The 17,060-nt window shown below is 59.8% G+C and carries 14 protein-coding genes and 2 pseudogenes; 2 read left to right on the forward strand and 14 right to left on the reverse strand.

The features are described 5' to 3' along the window. Together EV130_RS28765 and EV130_RS28770 are read right to left on the reverse strand one after the other, a co-directional pair. Nucleotides 1-170, reverse strand: a pseudogene (locus EV130_RS28765) (sugar ABC transporter substrate-binding protein); the annotation flags it as partial. Nucleotides 171-394: 224 nt separating this feature from the next. Further along, entirely contained in the window at nt 395-1,183 is a 789-nt protein-coding gene (locus EV130_RS28770; RefSeq protein ID WP_132662453.1) for an endonuclease/exonuclease/phosphatase family protein, read from the reverse strand. Nucleotides 1,184-1,248: 65 nt separating this feature from the next. Between EV130_RS28770 and EV130_RS28775 the strand changes: the two genes are divergently transcribed. After that, entirely contained in the window at nt 1,249-2,220 is a 972-nt protein-coding gene (locus tag EV130_RS28775; protein WP_132662394.1) for a lysylphosphatidylglycerol synthase domain-containing protein, read from the forward strand. Here EV130_RS28775 and EV130_RS28780 read toward each other — a convergent pair. Further along, complete coding sequence (locus EV130_RS28780) at nt 2,170-3,705, reverse strand: phospholipase D-like domain-containing protein (RefSeq protein ID WP_074062581.1); 1,536 nt, start codon at nt 3,703-3,705, stop codon at nt 2,170-2,172. The genes EV130_RS28775 and EV130_RS28780 overlap by 51 nt on opposite strands. A gap of 150 nt (nt 3,706-3,855) precedes the next feature. Between EV130_RS28780 and EV130_RS33620 the strand changes: the two are divergent. Next, nucleotides 3,856-4,340: pseudogene (locus EV130_RS33620) on the forward strand (hydroxypyruvate isomerase); the annotation flags it as partial. Between the two features lie 98 nt (nt 4,341-4,438). On the opposite strand, the gene EV130_RS28785 reads toward EV130_RS33620, so the two are convergent. The 11 genes from EV130_RS28785 to EV130_RS28835 all read right to left on the reverse strand — a co-directional run bounded on the left by EV130_RS28785 (nt 4,439) and on the right by EV130_RS28835 (nt 16,993). After that, complete coding sequence (locus tag EV130_RS28785) at nt 4,439-6,163, reverse strand: ABC transporter substrate-binding protein (protein WP_074062583.1); 1,725 nt, start codon at nt 6,161-6,163, stop codon at nt 4,439-4,441. Nucleotides 6,164-6,241: 78 nt separating this feature from the next. Next, complete coding sequence (locus EV130_RS28790) at nt 6,242-6,523, reverse strand: DUF2160 domain-containing protein (RefSeq protein ID WP_074062584.1); 282 nt, start codon at nt 6,521-6,523, stop codon at nt 6,242-6,244. 11 nt (nt 6,524-6,534) lie between these two features. Continuing rightward, nucleotides 6,535-7,362, reverse strand: a complete 828-nt coding sequence (locus tag EV130_RS28795) for a carbohydrate ABC transporter permease (RefSeq protein ID WP_074062585.1) — start codon at nt 7,360-7,362, stop codon at nt 6,535-6,537. Nucleotides 7,363-7,372: 10 nt separating this feature from the next. Continuing rightward, nucleotides 7,373-8,239 carry a carbohydrate ABC transporter permease gene (locus tag EV130_RS28800; protein ID WP_022716001.1) on the reverse strand — a complete coding sequence of 289 codons (867 nt, stop codon included), beginning with the start codon at nt 8,237-8,239 and terminating at the stop codon, nt 7,373-7,375. A 2-nt stretch (nt 8,240-8,241) separates the two neighbouring features. Next, nucleotides 8,242-9,312, reverse strand: coding sequence for an ABC transporter ATP-binding protein (locus EV130_RS28805; protein ID WP_074062586.1), 1,071 nt, complete (start codon nt 9,310-9,312; stop codon nt 8,242-8,244). A gap of 9 nt (nt 9,313-9,321) precedes the next feature. After that, nucleotides 9,322-10,401, reverse strand: a complete 1,080-nt coding sequence (locus tag EV130_RS28810; protein ID WP_074062587.1) for an ABC transporter ATP-binding protein — start codon at nt 10,399-10,401, stop codon at nt 9,322-9,324. A 42-nt stretch (nt 10,402-10,443) separates the two neighbouring features. Next, nucleotides 10,444-11,961, reverse strand: coding sequence for a glycerol-3-phosphate dehydrogenase (gene glpD / locus EV130_RS28815; RefSeq protein ID WP_074062588.1), 1,518 nt, complete (start codon nt 11,959-11,961; stop codon nt 10,444-10,446). A gap of 186 nt (nt 11,962-12,147) precedes the next feature. Next, a complete protein-coding gene (locus tag EV130_RS28820) occupies nt 12,148-14,151 on the reverse strand; it encodes an aldo/keto reductase (RefSeq protein ID WP_074062589.1) in 2,004 nt (667 codons plus the stop codon). Between the two features lie 43 nt (nt 14,152-14,194). Then, the gene (locus tag EV130_RS28825) at nt 14,195-15,280 is read right to left on the reverse strand and encodes an ABC transporter ATP-binding protein (RefSeq protein WP_132662396.1); all 1,086 of its coding nucleotides are present in this window, start codon (nt 15,278-15,280) and stop codon (nt 14,195-14,197) included. A 13-nt stretch (nt 15,281-15,293) separates the two neighbouring features. Continuing rightward, a complete protein-coding gene (locus EV130_RS28830; RefSeq protein WP_074062591.1) occupies nt 15,294-16,136 on the reverse strand; it encodes a carbohydrate ABC transporter permease in 843 nt (280 codons plus the stop codon). After that, nucleotides 16,133-16,993, reverse strand: coding sequence for a carbohydrate ABC transporter permease (locus EV130_RS28835; RefSeq protein WP_074062592.1), 861 nt, complete (start codon nt 16,991-16,993; stop codon nt 16,133-16,135). The genes EV130_RS28830 and EV130_RS28835 overlap by 4 nt, the downstream gene beginning before the upstream one ends. Between the last annotated feature and the right edge of the window lie 67 nt (nt 16,994-17,060).

Genomic DNA, 17,060 nt, shown 5'->3' on the forward strand with positions numbered 1-17,060 from the left:
CAGGCAAAGCCTTCCTTGGAAAGGTCCTCCTTGAGCACGTTGAGCGCCGCAGCCTCACCGCCCGACGTCCACCAGTGCAGCATCTGCACTTCCTTCACGTCGGCCGAGTAGGCCGCAGTACCTGCCATCATCACGGCAGCAGCGGCTGCCGTGCCCAAAAACTTGCGCATGATATTCCTCCCGTTCGCAAGTAAAGCGGCGAGACTCTCCTCGTCCGCCGATGTCTGCCGCAGTCGAAGCGGCAAACATGCCCCGCAACTCTCCCAGTCACGGTTGATAATTTAAAGCGTTATAAAACGAGCGGCGTCAAGTCTTTCTCGACTCGTGAGAAAAATCGGACTTTATGGATAAATTGTTGAAATATTTGATTTCGACAGCCACTTCCGGCGATCGCTCAAAACGCGATTTCCCTTCGCCTGCTCGCAGCCCCCGGCAATATGGTAGCCAGCAGCGGCAGGTGATCGGAAGCCCGGCGCACGAGCGCTGTCGCGGTGACGGTTGCAGATGTCACGCCAATCCCGTCCGATACGAATATATGGTCGATCCGCAGGATCGGCAGTCGAGAGGGATAGGTCGGGCGGGGACGGCGCGCGGCGAGCAGCTGCGTGTCGCGGAAATGCCGCGCCAGCATTTTGTAGGCCGGCGATGACGGGACAGCATTGAGGTCGCCGCAGATGATCGCGGGAGCCGCCTGGAATTTCTGGCTTCCAATCCATTCCCTGTCGAGCAGCGTCGTCACCTGCCGCATCCGATCGATGCCACGAAGGCCAAGATGCGTATTCAGCAAGTTCAGATGCATTCCCGCCATTTCGATCTGCACCCATATCGCCCCTCGCTTTTCGCCGACGGAAGGTAGCGGCCCGGCTTTCATCAAGCGGGTCGGCATGGCCGTCAGAATGGCATCGCCGTACTGCTCCTCCTCGACATGCAGCGCCGGATGAAAATGGGCCTGCATCTTCAAGAGCGAGGCGATCGCATGTGCCTGGTCTATGCCGCCCGTGCGCTTGCGGCCGACATCCAGTTCCTGCAGCGCAATGATGTCCGCACCGGTTTGCGCGATCACATCGGCGATGCGCGCTGGCTCGATCCGCCGATCGGTGCCAATGCAGCTATGCACATTATAGGTCAGGATTTTCAGCTCGCTGCCGATTGATTGCAGCGGAGCGGGAGAGAATGTGCTCATCCGGGGGGAACTAGCTTTCAGCCTGTTTCGTTCCATCTGCGGAACTCCAACGAAACGGGGCGTTTATGTCCATCAAACGCGTACTGATCAATCTGGCTTTCGTTCTCTGCCTGATGCTTGCGGCCTTTCTTCTCTACAGGGTCTTCAGCCGTTACACCTTGAGCGACGTCTTGGATTCGATCCGCACGATACCGGGAGTGCGCATTCTTGCGGGCCTCGGCTTTGCGGCCGCCTCCTATCTCTGCCTGACCGGGTTCGACTGGCTGGCACTGCGTTACGCCGGCAAGCCGCAGAGCTATCCAAGGGCCGCCCTTGCTTCGTTCACCAGCCTCTCGATCGGCCATAATCTCGGTCTTGCGGCGCTGAGCAGTGGCGCTGTACGCTACCGCTTCTATTCACGCTGGGGCTTGAATGCCGAAGAGGTTGCAAAGGTCATCCTTTTTTGCGGCGTGACCGTAGGCATCGGCCTTTCGACGCTTGCGGGCATCGCCCTGCTCATCAATCCGCAGGATGCAGCAAATCTCCTGAAACTCGGCCCGGCCAGTCTATTTGCCCTCGGCTGCATCTGTGTCTGCGTGCCGGCAGTCTACGTCGTTCTGTCCGCCACCGTCCGCGCGCCGCTGCATCTTTGGAAATGGTCTTTCGAAATGCCCTCCCTGAAGCTCGCATTGGGCCAGGTCGTCATCGGCACGGTGAACTTCATCTTCGTCGCAGCCTGCCTGCATCAGATGCTGGCCGTACAAGGCCAGGCGAGCTACGTGCAGACGGCCACGGCATACGTGCTGGCCAATATCGCTGTTCTCGTTACCCACGTGCCTGGCGGTCTGGGCGTCATCGAAGCCACGGTCAGCTATGTCCTGCCCGGAGCCGCCTCGATTGGGTCACTGGTGGCCTTCAGGGTGATCTATTTTCTGGTTCCTCTTTTGATCGGCCTGCCGACGTTTGCGATCAGCGAATTCGTCATTGCCAAGCCAAAGCCGCCACCTTCAGAAGATCGCCCTCAACAGCCGGCTCAGGCGCATACGCAGCTTCTGTAGCGGCCGGTACGGTCGCCGCGGGTCCACGAAAGCAGTCCCGATCATCGGCGATGTCTCGCCTCGCGCGATATCGATTGAAAACTGGCGAAGGCCGCGCTTGCGGACGTTCAGCGCCTCTATGGCCTTAAGCAAGGACCGCTTCGCCGTCTCCATGTCTTTGACAGCTTCGATTGTCGCATCGAGATGTTCGGCAATCAGTCGGTGGCGAAGCGACGTTATCGCCTGCCGGTGAGCAGCAGTCTCCGCCTCGATCGCCAGGTCGCACTCCGTATCGAGCCCCTCCGAACGGTTGTTGAGGTTCGACGAGCCGATACGAATGAAACGATCGTCGACGATGATAAGCTTCGAATGGATGACAACCTCCTGCTCACCGCCCTTCCCGTCCGGGACCACCGGATACATCACGCACAGCCGGTCATAGCGATCGATGCGCTTCAGCCTGCGGATCAGCCGGTCGCGGTTGTGGCCCATCGCCAGCTTTTCGATCAGTCCATGCGAACTCTTCGTAACCAGGACCGCAATCTCCGGTCCATCGACCTCCCTGAGCCGCTTCGCGATGACCCGCGCAACGCCGAAGGAGGCAAGATATTGGGTCTCGATGTAGATGTACTTTCTTGCCGCATTTATGGCATCGCGCGTCAGACGAAAGGCTTCAAACCGCCCGCGTTTGCCGATCCATTTCGGCTCGGTGAGTGCAATCGCCGCCGTCACGTTCTCCATTTCAGGGGGGAGCGTAGGCGGCCATGGCACGCTGCCCTGGGGCGCCCCTTCGATGAACTCGCCGGTCGCCTGCTTCCACCGCCGCCGACACACCTCGCCGATCAGGCGCGCAGCGCTGCCTGAGACCATCGACTGCATATCGTGCACGGGATCGTATGGCACACCGTCCGGATCCTTCCGGAGCGGATTGTCGATCCGGTGATCAGGTTCATCCCAGCGCCGGGCGGTCAAATCCAAACCGCCGAGGAAACCGATGCTGTCATCGATGGAAACAAGCTTCTGATGGTGACAGCCACGCAGAGGATGGCGCAGATCGAAACGCAGGCTGATCTGCGGGTGGGTGGAAAAGCCGTTTCCCTTGAAAAGCTTCAAGGACTTGCCCGAGTAGATCGGCCCCATGCCCCAGATCAATATCCGGATCTGCAGCCACGGATTTTCATCGGCAAGCGCCAGCAGAAGTTCGCCGAGCGTTTGCGAGCTTTGATGCGGCTTCAGCCGGATATCGGGATTGAAATCCCAGCCGATGATCCAGATCGAATGTCTTGCCTGTCTCAAAACCTCGTCGAGCGCCGCGAAATAGGCAGCGCCGTCGACCAGGAATGCCGCTTTATCGGCTTTACCGGTTTGCCAGACGTTTCGTCCGGCGCGGATAATACCGCCCGGGATGACCGGAAGGGCACTGCGGCGCCGACGCGCGACGGTGGTGATATAATCAATTGCTTTTGTTGTCTTTCGGCTATCGGATACGGCTCGAAAATCTGTCATTCGCTGTCCAGCGCCCTTGAATATCGTGCGCTGAAAACGCCCGAAATGTGCGGCTTGTTCCCGGATGGAGCAAAACGAAGGTTGTTTGACGTGATGCAGCCGCAATCTGCTCAGTCATTGAATCCGCATTGCCTTCTGCAGGCATTGACGGCCAGCAACGCCGGTTTGCCGGCAATCGAGTTCCGGCAGTGGACGGACAAGGATCTCGGCGCGATCTCCGCTGCCCTCAGGCAGACCGGTCTTGCCGTCTCCAGCATCTTGGCAGAGCCGGTGATTCCGTTGACAGATCCACCAACAAGCAAGCGTGGTTGGAAGGACTGGCCGCCTCGATAAGGGTCGCCCAGAACCACCCTCGAAGGCCTCGACATCGCTGACGAGATCGATCGCCCCGAGATCGGAATCGTCTACGAACGGAGGATGTGATCGGCCGGAGGATCTCGCGCGTGTGTCATGTACACGTCGCAGACCACGAGGGGTCGCAACGAACCCGGCTCCGGCCGCATCGATCTGGCGCACCGCCTCAACTGGCTGTTTGAGAGAGGGTACACACAGGAAGCGTGGGGCTGGAGTATAGGCTGCTTGCGCAAGGCATTGCGGCGGTCGGGCGATTGGCGCGCTTTGACAAGCTTGGCGGGCACGCTGCCATGACGCGCATATCGGAAGCATATGGGTCCCGGCACCCTTTGGAGAGCGGGCCGGAAGCATTGTTTCTTCCGGCCCTGCCCGATGACGATCAGTTCGACTGCCAGCTCTTGACCAGTTCGTCGTAGTTGACCGTTACCGGCTTCTCTTTCTCGTTCTCGACCTTCAATTGCGGAGCGAGGTTGCCCTTTGCGACGGCATCCTTGTTCCAGTATTCGAGGTCTTGCTCCTCAGCGAGCTTCGGGCCGATGTCGCCCTGAACGCCTGCGCGTTCCAGGCGCTGCAGTACCTTTTCCTGCTCGGCGCAAAGCGAGTCCATGGCTTCCTGGGCAGTCTTTGCTCCCGACGACGCATCGCCGATTGCCTGCCACCAAAGCTGTGCCAGCTTCGGATAGTCCGGAACGTTCGTACCGGTTGGCGACCACTGCACGCGGGCAGGCGAGCGGTAGAACTCGATCAGACCACCGAGCTCAGGCGCGCGCTTGGTGAAGCTGTCATGCCGGATGGAGCTTTCGCGGATGAGCGTCAGACCGACATGGCTCTTCTTGACGTCGACCGTCTTCGACGTCACGAACTGCGCGTAAAGCCAGGCTGCCTTTGCGCGGTCATCCGGCGTCGACTTCATGAGTGTCCAGGAACCGACGTCCTGATAGCCTAGCTTCATGCCGTCCTTCCAATAGACGCCGTGTGGCGACGGAGCCATGCGCCACTTCGGCGTGCCGTCCTCGTTGACGACCGGCAGGCCCTTCTTGACGGCGTCGGCCGTAAACGCCGTGTACCAGAAGATCTGCTGGGCGATATTACCCTGGGCCGGAACCGGACCGGATTCCGAGAAGGTCATGCCCTGTGCTTCCGGTGGCGCATAGGCCTTCAGCCAATCGAGATACTTGGAGATCGAGTAGACCGCGGCCGGGCCGTTGGTATCGCCGCCGCGGGCAACGCAGGAACCGACAGGACGCGAGTTCTCGTCGACCTTGATGCCCCATTCATCGACAGGCAAGCCGTTCGGAATGCCCTTGTCGCCGTTGCCGGCCATCGAGAGCCAGGCGTCGGTGAACCGCCATCCGAGCGACGGGTCTTTCTTGCCGTAGTCCATGTGACCGAAGACCTTCTTGCCGTCGATTTCACGGCCGGTGAAGAATTCGGCGATGTCCTCGTAAGCCGACCAGTTGACCGGCACGCCGAGGTCGTAGCCGTACTTCGCCTTGAAGTCGGCCTTGTTCTTTTCGTCGTTGAACCAGTCGTAGCGGAACCAGTAAAGGTTCGCGAACTGCTGGTCAGGGAGCTGGTAGAGCTTCTTGTCCGGCGCGGTCGTGAACGAAGTGCCGATGAAGTCGGCGATATCGAGGCCGGGATTGGTGACGTCCTTGCCTTCGTTCGCCATCCAGTCCGTCAGGTTGCGCACCTGCTGATAGCGCCAATGGGTGCCGATGAGGTCAGAGTCGTTGACGTAGGCGTCGTAGATATTTTCCCCCGACTGCATCTGCGTCTGCAGTTTTTCAACGACGTCGCCTTCGCCGATGAGATCGTGGGCGATCTTGATGCCGGTGATGGCGGTAAAGGCTGGTGCAAGCACCTTCGATTCATATTCATGGGTGGTGATTGTTTCGGAGACAACCTTGATGTCCATGCCGGCGAAAGGCTTCGCCGCATCGACGAACCATTGCATTTCCTTTTCCTGATCGGCACGGGAAAGCGTCGAGAGTTCGCCGACTTCCTTGTCCAGAAAGGCTTTTGCCTCATCCATGCCAGCATAGGCGGAGCCCGCCATGGCCAGCAAGATGCCTGCTGTTGTCGCTAGTAAATGCCGTCGCATAATATCCTCCCAGGGTTTGCGATCGCAGTCTTCACGTCTCAGGCGGCCAGTCCCCCGGCCATCTGTATTACCCTGCCGTCACACGTAGCGGAACACCCCGATGGCGTAGACTACGGCGAGGGCAAGAGCCCACCACAGGTTGGGCCCGACAAGGCCCAGCCATGCGAGATGAATGAACGCTGCCCCGAGCAGCGAAATGAAGAGCCGGTCCCCGCGCGTCGTTTCGAAACGCAGCACGCCTACTCGCGGCGAGCCCCCCGGCGCGAAATATTCCCACACGCTCATGGCGATCAGCAGCACAAGGATCGTCAGGAAGAACAGTGCCGTGGGCAGCGTCCACGCCATCCATGAAAAGTTCATATCGATCTCCCTCAAACGCGTCCAAGAGCAAAGCCCTTGGCGATGTAGTTCCTGACGAAATAAATGACGAGTGCTCCAGGGACGATCGTCAGCACGCCGGCAGCAGCCAGCACGCCCCAGTCCATGCCGGCCGCCGAAACCGTGCGCGTCATGATCGCCGAGATCGGCTTTGCGGCCGTCGTCGTCAGCGTGCGGGCAAGCAGTAGTTCGACCCACGAAAACATGAAGCAGAAGAAGGCTGCGACGCCGATCCCGCTTGCGATCAGCGGCATGAAGATCTTCACGAAGAAGCGCGGGAACGAATAGCCGTCGATATACGCAGTCTCGTCGATTTCCTTCGGCACACCCGACATGAAGCCTTCCAGGATCCAGACTGCCAGGGGCACGTTGAAAAGGCAATGCGCCAGCGCAACGGCAACATGCGTGTCGATGAGGCCGAACGCCGAATAGAGCTGGAAGAAAGGAAGCGCGAAGACGGCCGGCGGTGCCATCCTGTTCGTCAGCAGCCAGAAGAACAGGTGCTTGTCGCCGAGAAACCGGTAGCGGGAGAAGGCATAGGCGGCCGGCAGCGCCGCAAGCACCGAAATCACGGTGTTCATCATGACGTAGATGATGGAATTGATATAGCCGTTGTACCAGGATGGATCGGTGAAGATCACCCTGTAGTTCCTGAGTGTCGGGTTCTGCGGCCAGAGCGAGAAGGCGCCGGTGATCTCGGCATTCTCCTTGAAGCTCATATTGATCAGCCAATAGATCGGCAGCAGCAGAAAGACGATATAGATCGTCGAGACGACCCAGGAGAAGTTGCCGGCAGGTTTGTATTTCATCGTGGTTTCCATGACCCTCTCCTCACGAATTCGCGTCGCTGCTGGTCATGACCGTGTAGAATATCCACGACAGCAGCAGGATGATCAGGAAGTAGACGATCGACATGGCGGCTGCTGGCCCGAGGTCGAACTGACCGACCGCCATCTTCACGAGATCGATGGAAAGGAAGGTCGTGGAATTGCCCGGTCCGCCACCGGTGACGACGAACGGCTCTGTATAGATCATGAAGCTGTCCATGAAGCGCAACAGCACCGCAATCAGCAGTACGCGCTTCATCTTCGGCAACTGGATATAGCGGAAAACCGACCAACGCGAAGCGCCGTCTATCTTCGCAGCCTGGTAGTACGCCTCGGGGATTGAAACGAGACCGGCATAGCAGAGCAGCACGACCAGGCTCGTCCAATGCCAGACATCCATGATGATGATCGTGATCCATGCATCGATAGGGTCACGGACATAATTATAGTCGAGCCCCATCGCTTCCAGGCTATGGCCGAGCAGGCCGATATCGACACGGCCGAAGACCTGCCAGATCGTGCCGACCACATTCCACGGGATGAGGAGGGGAAGAGCCATCAGCACGAGGCAGACGGGAACGCCAATGCCTTTCTTGGGCATGTTGAGCGCAATGAAGATCCCAAGCGGGATTTCAAGCGCCAGGATGATGAAGGAGAATAGCAGGTTTCGCTGCAGGGCCTCCCAGAAGCGGTCGGAATGGAGGATGTCGTCGAACCAGTCGGTGCCGGCCCAAAAGAACTCGTTATTGCCGAAGGTGTCCTGAACGGAATAGTTGACGACCGTCATCAGCGGAATGGCCGCTGAAAACGCGACGAGCAGCAATACCGGCAGGACGAGAAACCAAGCCTTGTTGTTCCAGGTCTTTTCCATGATCAGCCCTCCCTGCCGACCCGCCACGAACCGGCGTAGATGCTGATCGCATCCAGATCGAAGCTGGCGCGCGCATCCGTTGGAATCTCCACATCCTCCGCAAGGACGATGGCGATCGGCTGATCGGCAAACCGCGCGCGAACGATCTTTTGCCTGCCGATATCCTCGACCTTCGAAATCGAGATGGGCATGCCTTCACGGCCGAGGCGGATGAATTCGGGACGGATGCCAAGTTCGATCTTGGCCGCACCATTCGTTTTCGGCGCGTAGCCGAGATTGATCGTCTCACTGCCAATCTTGACGGTACTGCCGGCAACTTCCGCCGGCATGACATTCATCCCCGGTGAGCCAATGAAGTAACCCACGAAGGTGTGGCTCGGGCGTTCGAAAAGTTCCGCCGGCGTGCCGATCTGCACGATTTCTCCCTCATACATGACGACGACCTTCTCGGCAAAAGTCAGCGCCTCCGTCTGGTCGTGGGTCACATAGACCATAGTGAAACCGAACTGCTTGTGCAGCCGCTTCAGCTGCGACCGCAGCACCCATTTCATGTGCGGATCGATAACGGTGAGCGGCTCATCGAAGAGAATCGCATTGACGTCGTTTCGCACCAGACCGCGGCCAAGCGAAATTTTCTGTTTCTGATCGGCCGTAAGCCGCTGCGCCTTGCGCTTGGCCCAGTCCGAAAGATCGATCATCTCGAGAATCTCGCGAACGCGCCGGTCGACGTCGGCCTCCGGAACACCCCGGTTGCGAAGCGGAAAAGCGAGATTGTCGTAGACCGTCATCGTGTCGTAGATGACGGGAAACTGGAAAACCTGCGCGATGTTGCGGGCTTGGGTCGACAGCGTCGTTACGTCTTGGCCGCCGAACAGGATGCGCCCGTGCGAAGGCTGAAGCAGACCGGAGATGATGTTGAGAAGCGTTGTCTTTCCGCATCCTGACGGACCAAGAAGCGCGTAAGCGCCGCCGTCGGTCCACTCGTGATCGACTTCCTTCAGGGCATAGTCCTTGTCCGTCTTCGGATTGGGTCCGTAGGCGTGGCGGATATGGTCGAGCGTGATCCGTGCCATTGTGTCCCCCTATGCCGCAAGCCGCGTGGCGGCAATGGCGCGGCCGTTCTCGCCGAACGCCATCAGATGACGCGTGTCCAAAAACACGTCGACATCCGTATCCGGCTCGATATCGTGAATGCCGTGCGCTAGCATGACCCAGCGCACACCTTCGTAGTCCAGATGCACGAAGCTCTCGGAGCCGGTGATTTCGGAAATCTGCGTTCTGGCGCGAAGCCTGGGCGCATCAGCGGTCTGTGGTCCCAGCGCAAGATGGTGCGGATGAAACGCGATGGTGACCGGACCGTCGGCGATTGCCGCAAGATGTGCAGGCACCGGAATGCCGATCAGGCCACTATGCTGAAAGCTCGCGCCTTCCTTCGAAACCGATATGAAGTTCAGCGGTGGGTCCGCAAACGTCTTGGCCGTCACCAGGTCGGCGGGCCGGCGATAGACGGAAATCGTCGGACCGAATTGCGTCACGCTGCCCTGGTTGAGGGTCGCGGTATTGCCACCGAGCAGCAAGGCTTCGGATGGTTCCGTCGTCGCATAGACGAAGATCGCGCCGGACTGGGAAAATATCCTCGGCAGTTCCTGGCGCAGTTCCTCGCGCAGCTTGTAGTCGAGATTGGCAAGCGGTTCGTCGAGCAGCACCAGACCTGCATTCTTGACAAGGGCGCGCGCCAGCGCGGTCCGCTGCTGCTGCCCGCCCGACAGGTTGAGCGGCGTACGCTCGAGATAAGGTGTCAGCTTCAGGAGTTCTGCCGCCTTGCGCACTTCCACATCGATGGTCTTCGCGTCCAGGCCAGCAATCCTGAGCGGCGAGGCGATATTCTCATAGACGGACAATGCGGGGTAATTGATGAATTGCTGGTAGACCATCGCGACATTGCGCTTCTGCACCGGCACGCCGGTCACATCGGCGCCATCGAAATGGATGGAGCCGCTGGTTGGACGGTCAAGTCCAGCCATGAGGCGCATCAACGACGTCTTGCCGGAGAGCGTCGGTCCCAGCAGGACGTTCAGCGTACCCTTTTCGAGTGTCAGATCGGTAGGATGAATATGGTATTCACCACCTACCATCTTAGCGGCATTCCGCAATTCAAGCATTCCGGTTCCCGTGCCTCCTCACGACGGGGACGACATGGCGCTTCATCCCGCAAGCTGCGCAGGGATCGCGGCCATGTACTCCTCCAATTTCTGTACTTCATCCATTTCCAGATATAGCCCGTTCTTGGTCCTTCGCCACAGGATGTCTTGTGCGGTGACGGCCCATTCGTTCCGGACGAGATAGCGGACCTCGGCCTCGTAAAGATCGGAACCGAAGCAGTGGCCGAGATCGACGATAGACTTGGCCTCGCCGAGCAGGCTTGCGGCGCGCGTGCCGTAGCGGCGCACCAGCCGGCGGGCATGGGCCTCTGCAAGGAACGGATAATCGGTTTTCAGCTTGCTCACCTCGGCCGCATATCCCTTGACCGGGAAATCGCCGCCCGGCAGATGGCTGCTTGCCGTCCACGGTCCGCCCTTCTTGCCGATCGTCTCGCCGATCTTTTCCAGCGCATGCTCCGACAGCCGCCGGTAGGTGGTCAGTTTGCCGCCGAAGACATTGAGCAGCGGCGCCTCGCCACCTTTGCCTTCGAGCTGCAGCACATAGTCGCGCGTCGCCTCCTGTGCCTTGGAGGCGCCGTCGTCGTAGAGCGGCCGCACTGCCGAATAGCTCCAGACGATGTCGTCCGGGGTCACCGGCTCGTTGAAATACTCGCTGGCGGCGGCGCACAGATAGCCGGTCTCCTCGGCAGAGATGCGCACGTCCTTGGGATCGCCGCTGTAGTCGCGGTCGGTGGTGCCGATCAGCGTGAAGTCGTCCTCGTAGGGGATGGCGAAGATGATGCGGTTGTCGGGGTTCTGGAAGAAATAGGCGCGCGGGCCCTCGAACTTCTTCTTGACGACGATATGGCTGCCCTGCACCAGCCGAACATGGCGCGCCTCGGTCTCGCCAAGGGCTGCACGCAGCACCTGGTCGACCCAGGGACCGGCGGCATTGATCAGCATGCGGGCCTGATGCCGGCGCGTTTCGCCGGTCAGCATGTCGCAGCTGTCGATTTCCCATAGGCCGTTCTTGCGGTGCGCCGCCACCACCTTGGTGCGCGGCATGATCAGCGCACCGCGGTCGGCGGCATCGCGGGCGTTGAGTACTACCAGGCGGGCATCGTCGACCCAGCCGTCGGAATATTCGAAGGCCTTGGCAAACACCGGCTTCAGCGGCCCGCCCGCCGGATCGCGGCGCAGGTCAAGCACGGCGGTCGGCGGCAAAAGCCTGCGGCCGCCAAGATGGTCGTAGAAAAACAGCCCCAGCCTGATCAGCCAGGCCGGCCGTATGCCGCCCTTGTGATAGGGCAGCACGAAGCGCAGCGGCCAGATGATGTGCGGGGCCATCGCCCACAGCACCTCGCGCTCCATCAGCGATTCGCGCACCAGCCGGAACTCGTAGTGCTCCAGATAGCGCAAGCCTCCATGGATCAGCTTCGTCGCCCCAGACGACGTGCCCGATGCAAAGTCGCCCATCTCCGCCAGCGCCACGCGATAGCCTCGTCCAGCAGCATCCCGGCAAATGCCGCAGCCGTTGATCCCGCCGCCAATCACGAAGAGGTCGTGATGTGTTTGGCCCACTTTTACCCCTCCCCGTGCGCCCTAATCGATTTGCGCAACACCTCAAATCGAAACTTACTGAAGTAAAAACGAAAACTATTCGCGTGTCAAACGAATGTTTCTTGCGTCGAGGAATCAGCAAAAAGCCGCCACCCGATCGGGTAGCGGCGCACTATGAAGCGGTTGAGATGGAACCAGCCTGTTTCCCTAGCCCTCCAGCCACTTTACCTGTTCGCGAGTAAGCTCGATTCCAAGGGCCGAAAGACTATCTTCCAGTTCGGCGATCGTGCGCGGGCCGATCAGCGGAATGACGGGGAACGGCTGGGCGATCACATAGGCGAGCGCGATATGGATCGGGTTTCGACCGAGCTTTTTTGCCAGCTCGTTCGCGCGGTCGCGGCGTGCGAAATTGCGATCGGAATACCAGCAACGGACGATTTCCTCATCGTCGTGCTTGTCGCGTCCCGCCCGGTCGGTGAAGAAACCGCGGCCCTGGCTGGACCATGCGAAGTTCGGAATCTGCTTTTCGTTCAGCCATTTCTTCCATTCGTCGTCCGAGGCCGCGACGCATCCTGCCCAGATCGGATCGAGCATTTCGGCGAGCGAAAAGTTATTGGAGAGCGCCGCAGGCGCTTTCTTGCCGGACTTTGCCGCATAGGCCATTGCCTCGTCCATCCGCTCACGGGTCCAGTTCGAGCCGCCGAAGATCCCTCGGATGCGGCCGCGATTGGCCTCGGCGTCCATGGCATCGACGAACTCTCCAACCGGAATCGCCGTGTTGTCCCGGTGCATGAAGTAGATATCGACATAGTCGGTCTTCAACCGGTCGAGCGACTGATCGAGTTGCTTGGCGATCATGTCCGGGTAGCAGAGAGGCGAATGCGCTCCTTTGCCGATCAGCACGATCTCCTCACGCGAAACATTGCGGCTCGTGTGCCAATCGCCGAAGATACTCTCTGTCTTGCCGCTTCCATAAACATAGGCCGTGTCGAAGACGTTGCCGCCCGCCTCGTAGAAGGCATCGAGCGTCAGCGAGGCCGCCGCAAAGTTCGGGAAGAACTCGAATCCAAGCGTTACGACGGAGGCCGGTTTGGAGATGCCAGGTATCTGGCGCTGCGGAATGCTGCTGCCGGGCCTAACTGCTCCGCCCGCAATATTCGTCGTTCGGCTTGACGCCTTCTCGACACCATATTCGAGGCCGACAGAGGCCCGCCATCTATCGAGAACGCGAAGATTGCCGGTGGAATCGGCCCAGCTCATGCCTGGCGAAGCGAATTCCTTCTCGCCGGCACGGATTGCATCTCCGGCCGCATCGACTTCGAAGGAATAGAGCCAGCGGTCTTCCTTGACCTCGATCGTTTCCTGCTCGGCTCCCCTGAAAAGCTCGATCGTGCCGACGCCGCCCTTGTGACCTGAGGCGAACCAGAAATCCTTGACCTCGATGCGCCCTTCGGAGCCGATGACGCGAAGCGTATTGTCCTGCTGGGCCATGATGGAACAGGAGACTTCGGCAATGATGCCGTTTTTGAATTGCAAGACGGCGGAGGCCCATTCGTCTACGCCGGACTGTCCGAGGTGCGCCACGCCGTAAACCTTCTCCGGCTCGCAGAAAGGCTTGCCTTCAACCGCTCCGGCGATCAGCCGCGCCATCGAGACCGGGTAGCCACCGACATCCAGGATGCCGCCCCCCGCCGTATCGTTGGCGAACAATCGATGCTCGGGCTTGAAGCCGCCCATGTTGAAGCCGAAGCTTGAGCGGATGATGCGCACTGTGCCGATCACGCCGCTCTTCACGAGTTCGACGATCTTTTCCGTCTGGGGATGCAGGCGGTACATGAAACCCTCGCCAGCAAAGACACCGGCCTTCCTCGCTTCATGGTAGATTGCCTCCGCATCAAAGGCCGAAAGCGCAATCGGCTTTTCCACCAGCACATGCTTGCCAGCGCGAATCGCCTTGATCGCCCACTCGGCATGGCCTGTATGCGGGGTGGCTATATAGACGGCATCTATCTGCGCATCGGTCAGCAGCGCATCATAGCCTTTGACGATGCGGGCGCCGGGAAAGCCATCGCCAAGGCCGGGCTTTTGCGGATTGCGGCTCGCGATCGCCACCAGTTTACCCGTACGCGAATGGGCAATGCCGTCTGCAAAGGTGCGGGCGATGGTGCCTGGGCCGATAATGCCCCAGCGGATCGGCTGCTCTGAACTCATGACTATTTCCTCTTTCATATTTTCGTCTTGGGAGCGGATTTCGTCATCGCAAGCGATTGCCTGCGCTGTCGAACAGGAAGGTGCGTCTTGCCGACAGCGCGACGGTGAGCGTGTCGCGATCGGCCGAGGAACGGGATTCGGGACGTTCGATGATGAGCGGCTGGCCGCCAGCAGCGGTCGCATAGACGTAGCTGGTATTGCCGAGGTGTTCGGCAACATCGACGGCGACGATGAGGTCGGTGTCGCCACTGCCGCCGTCGGCAAAATGCTCCGGCCGCACGCCGAGCGTTACCTGCGCGCCTTTTTCGGTTGCTGAAAGAACCGGCAGCGTCAGGCGGACGTTCCTGTCGCCGGCCAGGGCGACGGTCGCGTTCGATGCGTCACGCTCAACAACCTCGGCCGCCAGAAAATTCATCTTCGGCGAACCGACGAAACCGGCGACGAACTGGTTAGCCGGATCGTCATAGAGATCCAGCGGCGCGCCGATCTGCTCTATGTTGCCGGCACGCAGCACGACGATCTTGTCGGCAAGCGTCATAGCCTCTGTCTGATCGTGCGTGACATAGACCATCGTCGCGCCAAGCTGCTTGTGCAACCTGGAGATCTCCACGCGCATCTGCACACGCAGTTCCGCATCGAGGTTCGAGAGCGGTTCGTCGAAGAGGAAGACCTCGGGCTCGCGAACGATGGCGCGACCGATTGCAACGCGCTGGCGCTGGCCACCGGATAGTTGCTTCGGGCGGCGTTCCATCAATTCCTTGATCTGCAGGATCTCTGCGGCGTGACGCACCCTCTTGTCGGTATCCTCTTTAGGGTTGCCGTTCATGCGCAGGCCGAAAGACAGGTTATCGGCGACCGTCATATGCGGGTAGAGCGCATAGGACTGGAAAACCATGGCGATGCCACGGTCGGCGGGCTCGACATTGTTGACGACCCTGCCGCCGATCGTGATTTCGCCCTCCGAGATGTCTTCGAGGCCGGCGATCATCCTTAGAAGAGTGGATTTTCCACAGCCCGAAGGACCGACGAAGACGACGAATTCGCCGTCCTTGACGTCGAGATTGGCGCCATGGATCACGCCGAAGGCGCCAAAGCGTTTTACGACATTCCTGAGTGAAAGCTCTGCCATGCGGCCTCCGCTATTATTTGATTGCGCCGGCCGCGATGCCGGCGATGAAGTGGCGTTGCAACAGCACGAAGACGAGAAGGATCGGCGCGGTCAGCAACATTGCACCCGCCATGATCCCGCCCCAGGAGACCTTGGTAAGACCGATCAGCGTTCCAAGCGCCACCGGCGCCGTCATCATTCCGGGCCTGGAATTGATGAGCAGCGGCCAGAGATAGTTGTTCCAGGATGCCAGGAAGAGAATGATCGACAGCGCCGCCATCGTCGGACGGGCAAGCGGCAAGGCGATGCGCAGGAAGATCTGCCACTCCTTGACGCCCTCCACGCGGGCGGCATCGAAGAGCTCGTTCGGCATCATCGAGAAGGACTGGCGCATGAAAAGCACGCCCAGCGAATTGAAGAGCGGCGGGACGACCAGCGCCACCCAGGTATTCGCCAGCTTGAATTCGCGCGCCACCATGATGAATTGCGGGATCACGACGACGGCGAAAGGCAAGGTGATCGTGCCCAGAATGATTGCCGTGACGAGGGAGCGGCCGGCGAATCGATAGCGGGCAAGCGCCCAGCCGGCCATCGATGTCAGCAGCACCGACAGGACGGTGTAGACGACCGCGACGGTGATTGAGATGAACATCGCCCGGAGAAAATTCGTGTCGGCCTCCAGGTTCTTGAAATTCTCGACGAAATTCGTCGACGGCCACAGCACGATGTCGGGGCTGAATATGCCGTTGTCCGGCATGGTCGAGAAGACGAACATCATCCAGAGCGGAAAGAGCCAGATGATGGCAAGCGGCGTCAGCACGGCATGCAGCGCAATCTTGCGCATCAAGAGGGATTGCGACTTGGACCTCGACTTCATTTCGATTCCCTCCCGACCCAGAGATTGAAAAGCGAAATTGCAATCGCCAATGCGGCTATCGTGTAGGCGATCGCCGATGCGTAGCCGAAATTCAGCGATGTGAAGCCCTGCCGGTAAAGAAGCAGGCCGAGCGTTTCCGTGCCCCCGCCAGGGCCGCCGCGATTGGTAATGAGGAAGGGTTCGGTGAAGAGTTGCATCGTCCCGATTACCGACAGCACCACGCAGAAGAGGACGATCGGCTTGAGGAGCGGCAAGGTGATGTGAAAGAACTGCTGTAGCTTGCTGACGCGATCGAGCGTCGCAGCCTCGTAGACGTCCTCAGGGATCGACTGCAGGCCGGCCAGGATGATGATTGCGTTATAGCCGGCCCAGCGCCAGGTAACGGCGATTATGACGAGCGCCATCGCCGCATTCGCATTGTCGAACCAGGAAACCGGAGCGATACCGACCGAGGCGATCAGCTTGTTGACGATGCCGAAGTCGATGCTGAACATCAGCCGGAAGACGGCGGCATAGGCGACCTCGCCGACGACGACCGGCGCGAAGAAGGCGAAGCGGAAGAGCGGCCGCGCCGCAAGCAGCGGCGAATTCAAGAGCACCGCCATGACGGTTGCAAGCGCAATCATCACCGGCACCTGGATGACCAGGATGATCAGCGTGTTGTAGAGCGCGTTGTAGAAAGCCGGGTCGCCGAACAAACGCCCCCAATTCGACGCAAGGCTGAATTTCCAGGGATTGACGCGCGTATTCTGGAACGAAATCAAGAACGAATTGATGATCGGCCAGAGCCAGAAGGTCGCAAAGACCAGCAGATAGGGCGCAAGGAACGCATAGGCGCTCCGGGTCCTGAACGGCATTTATATCCTCCTCACAAGCGAAACGAGCCACCTCGAAGGTGAAATGCCGGGCGCGCATCAGGCGCCC

Source organism: Rhizobium azibense (genome assembly GCF_004342325.1).
GTDB classification, from domain to species: Bacteria; Pseudomonadota; Alphaproteobacteria; order Rhizobiales; family Rhizobiaceae; genus Rhizobium; species Rhizobium etli_B.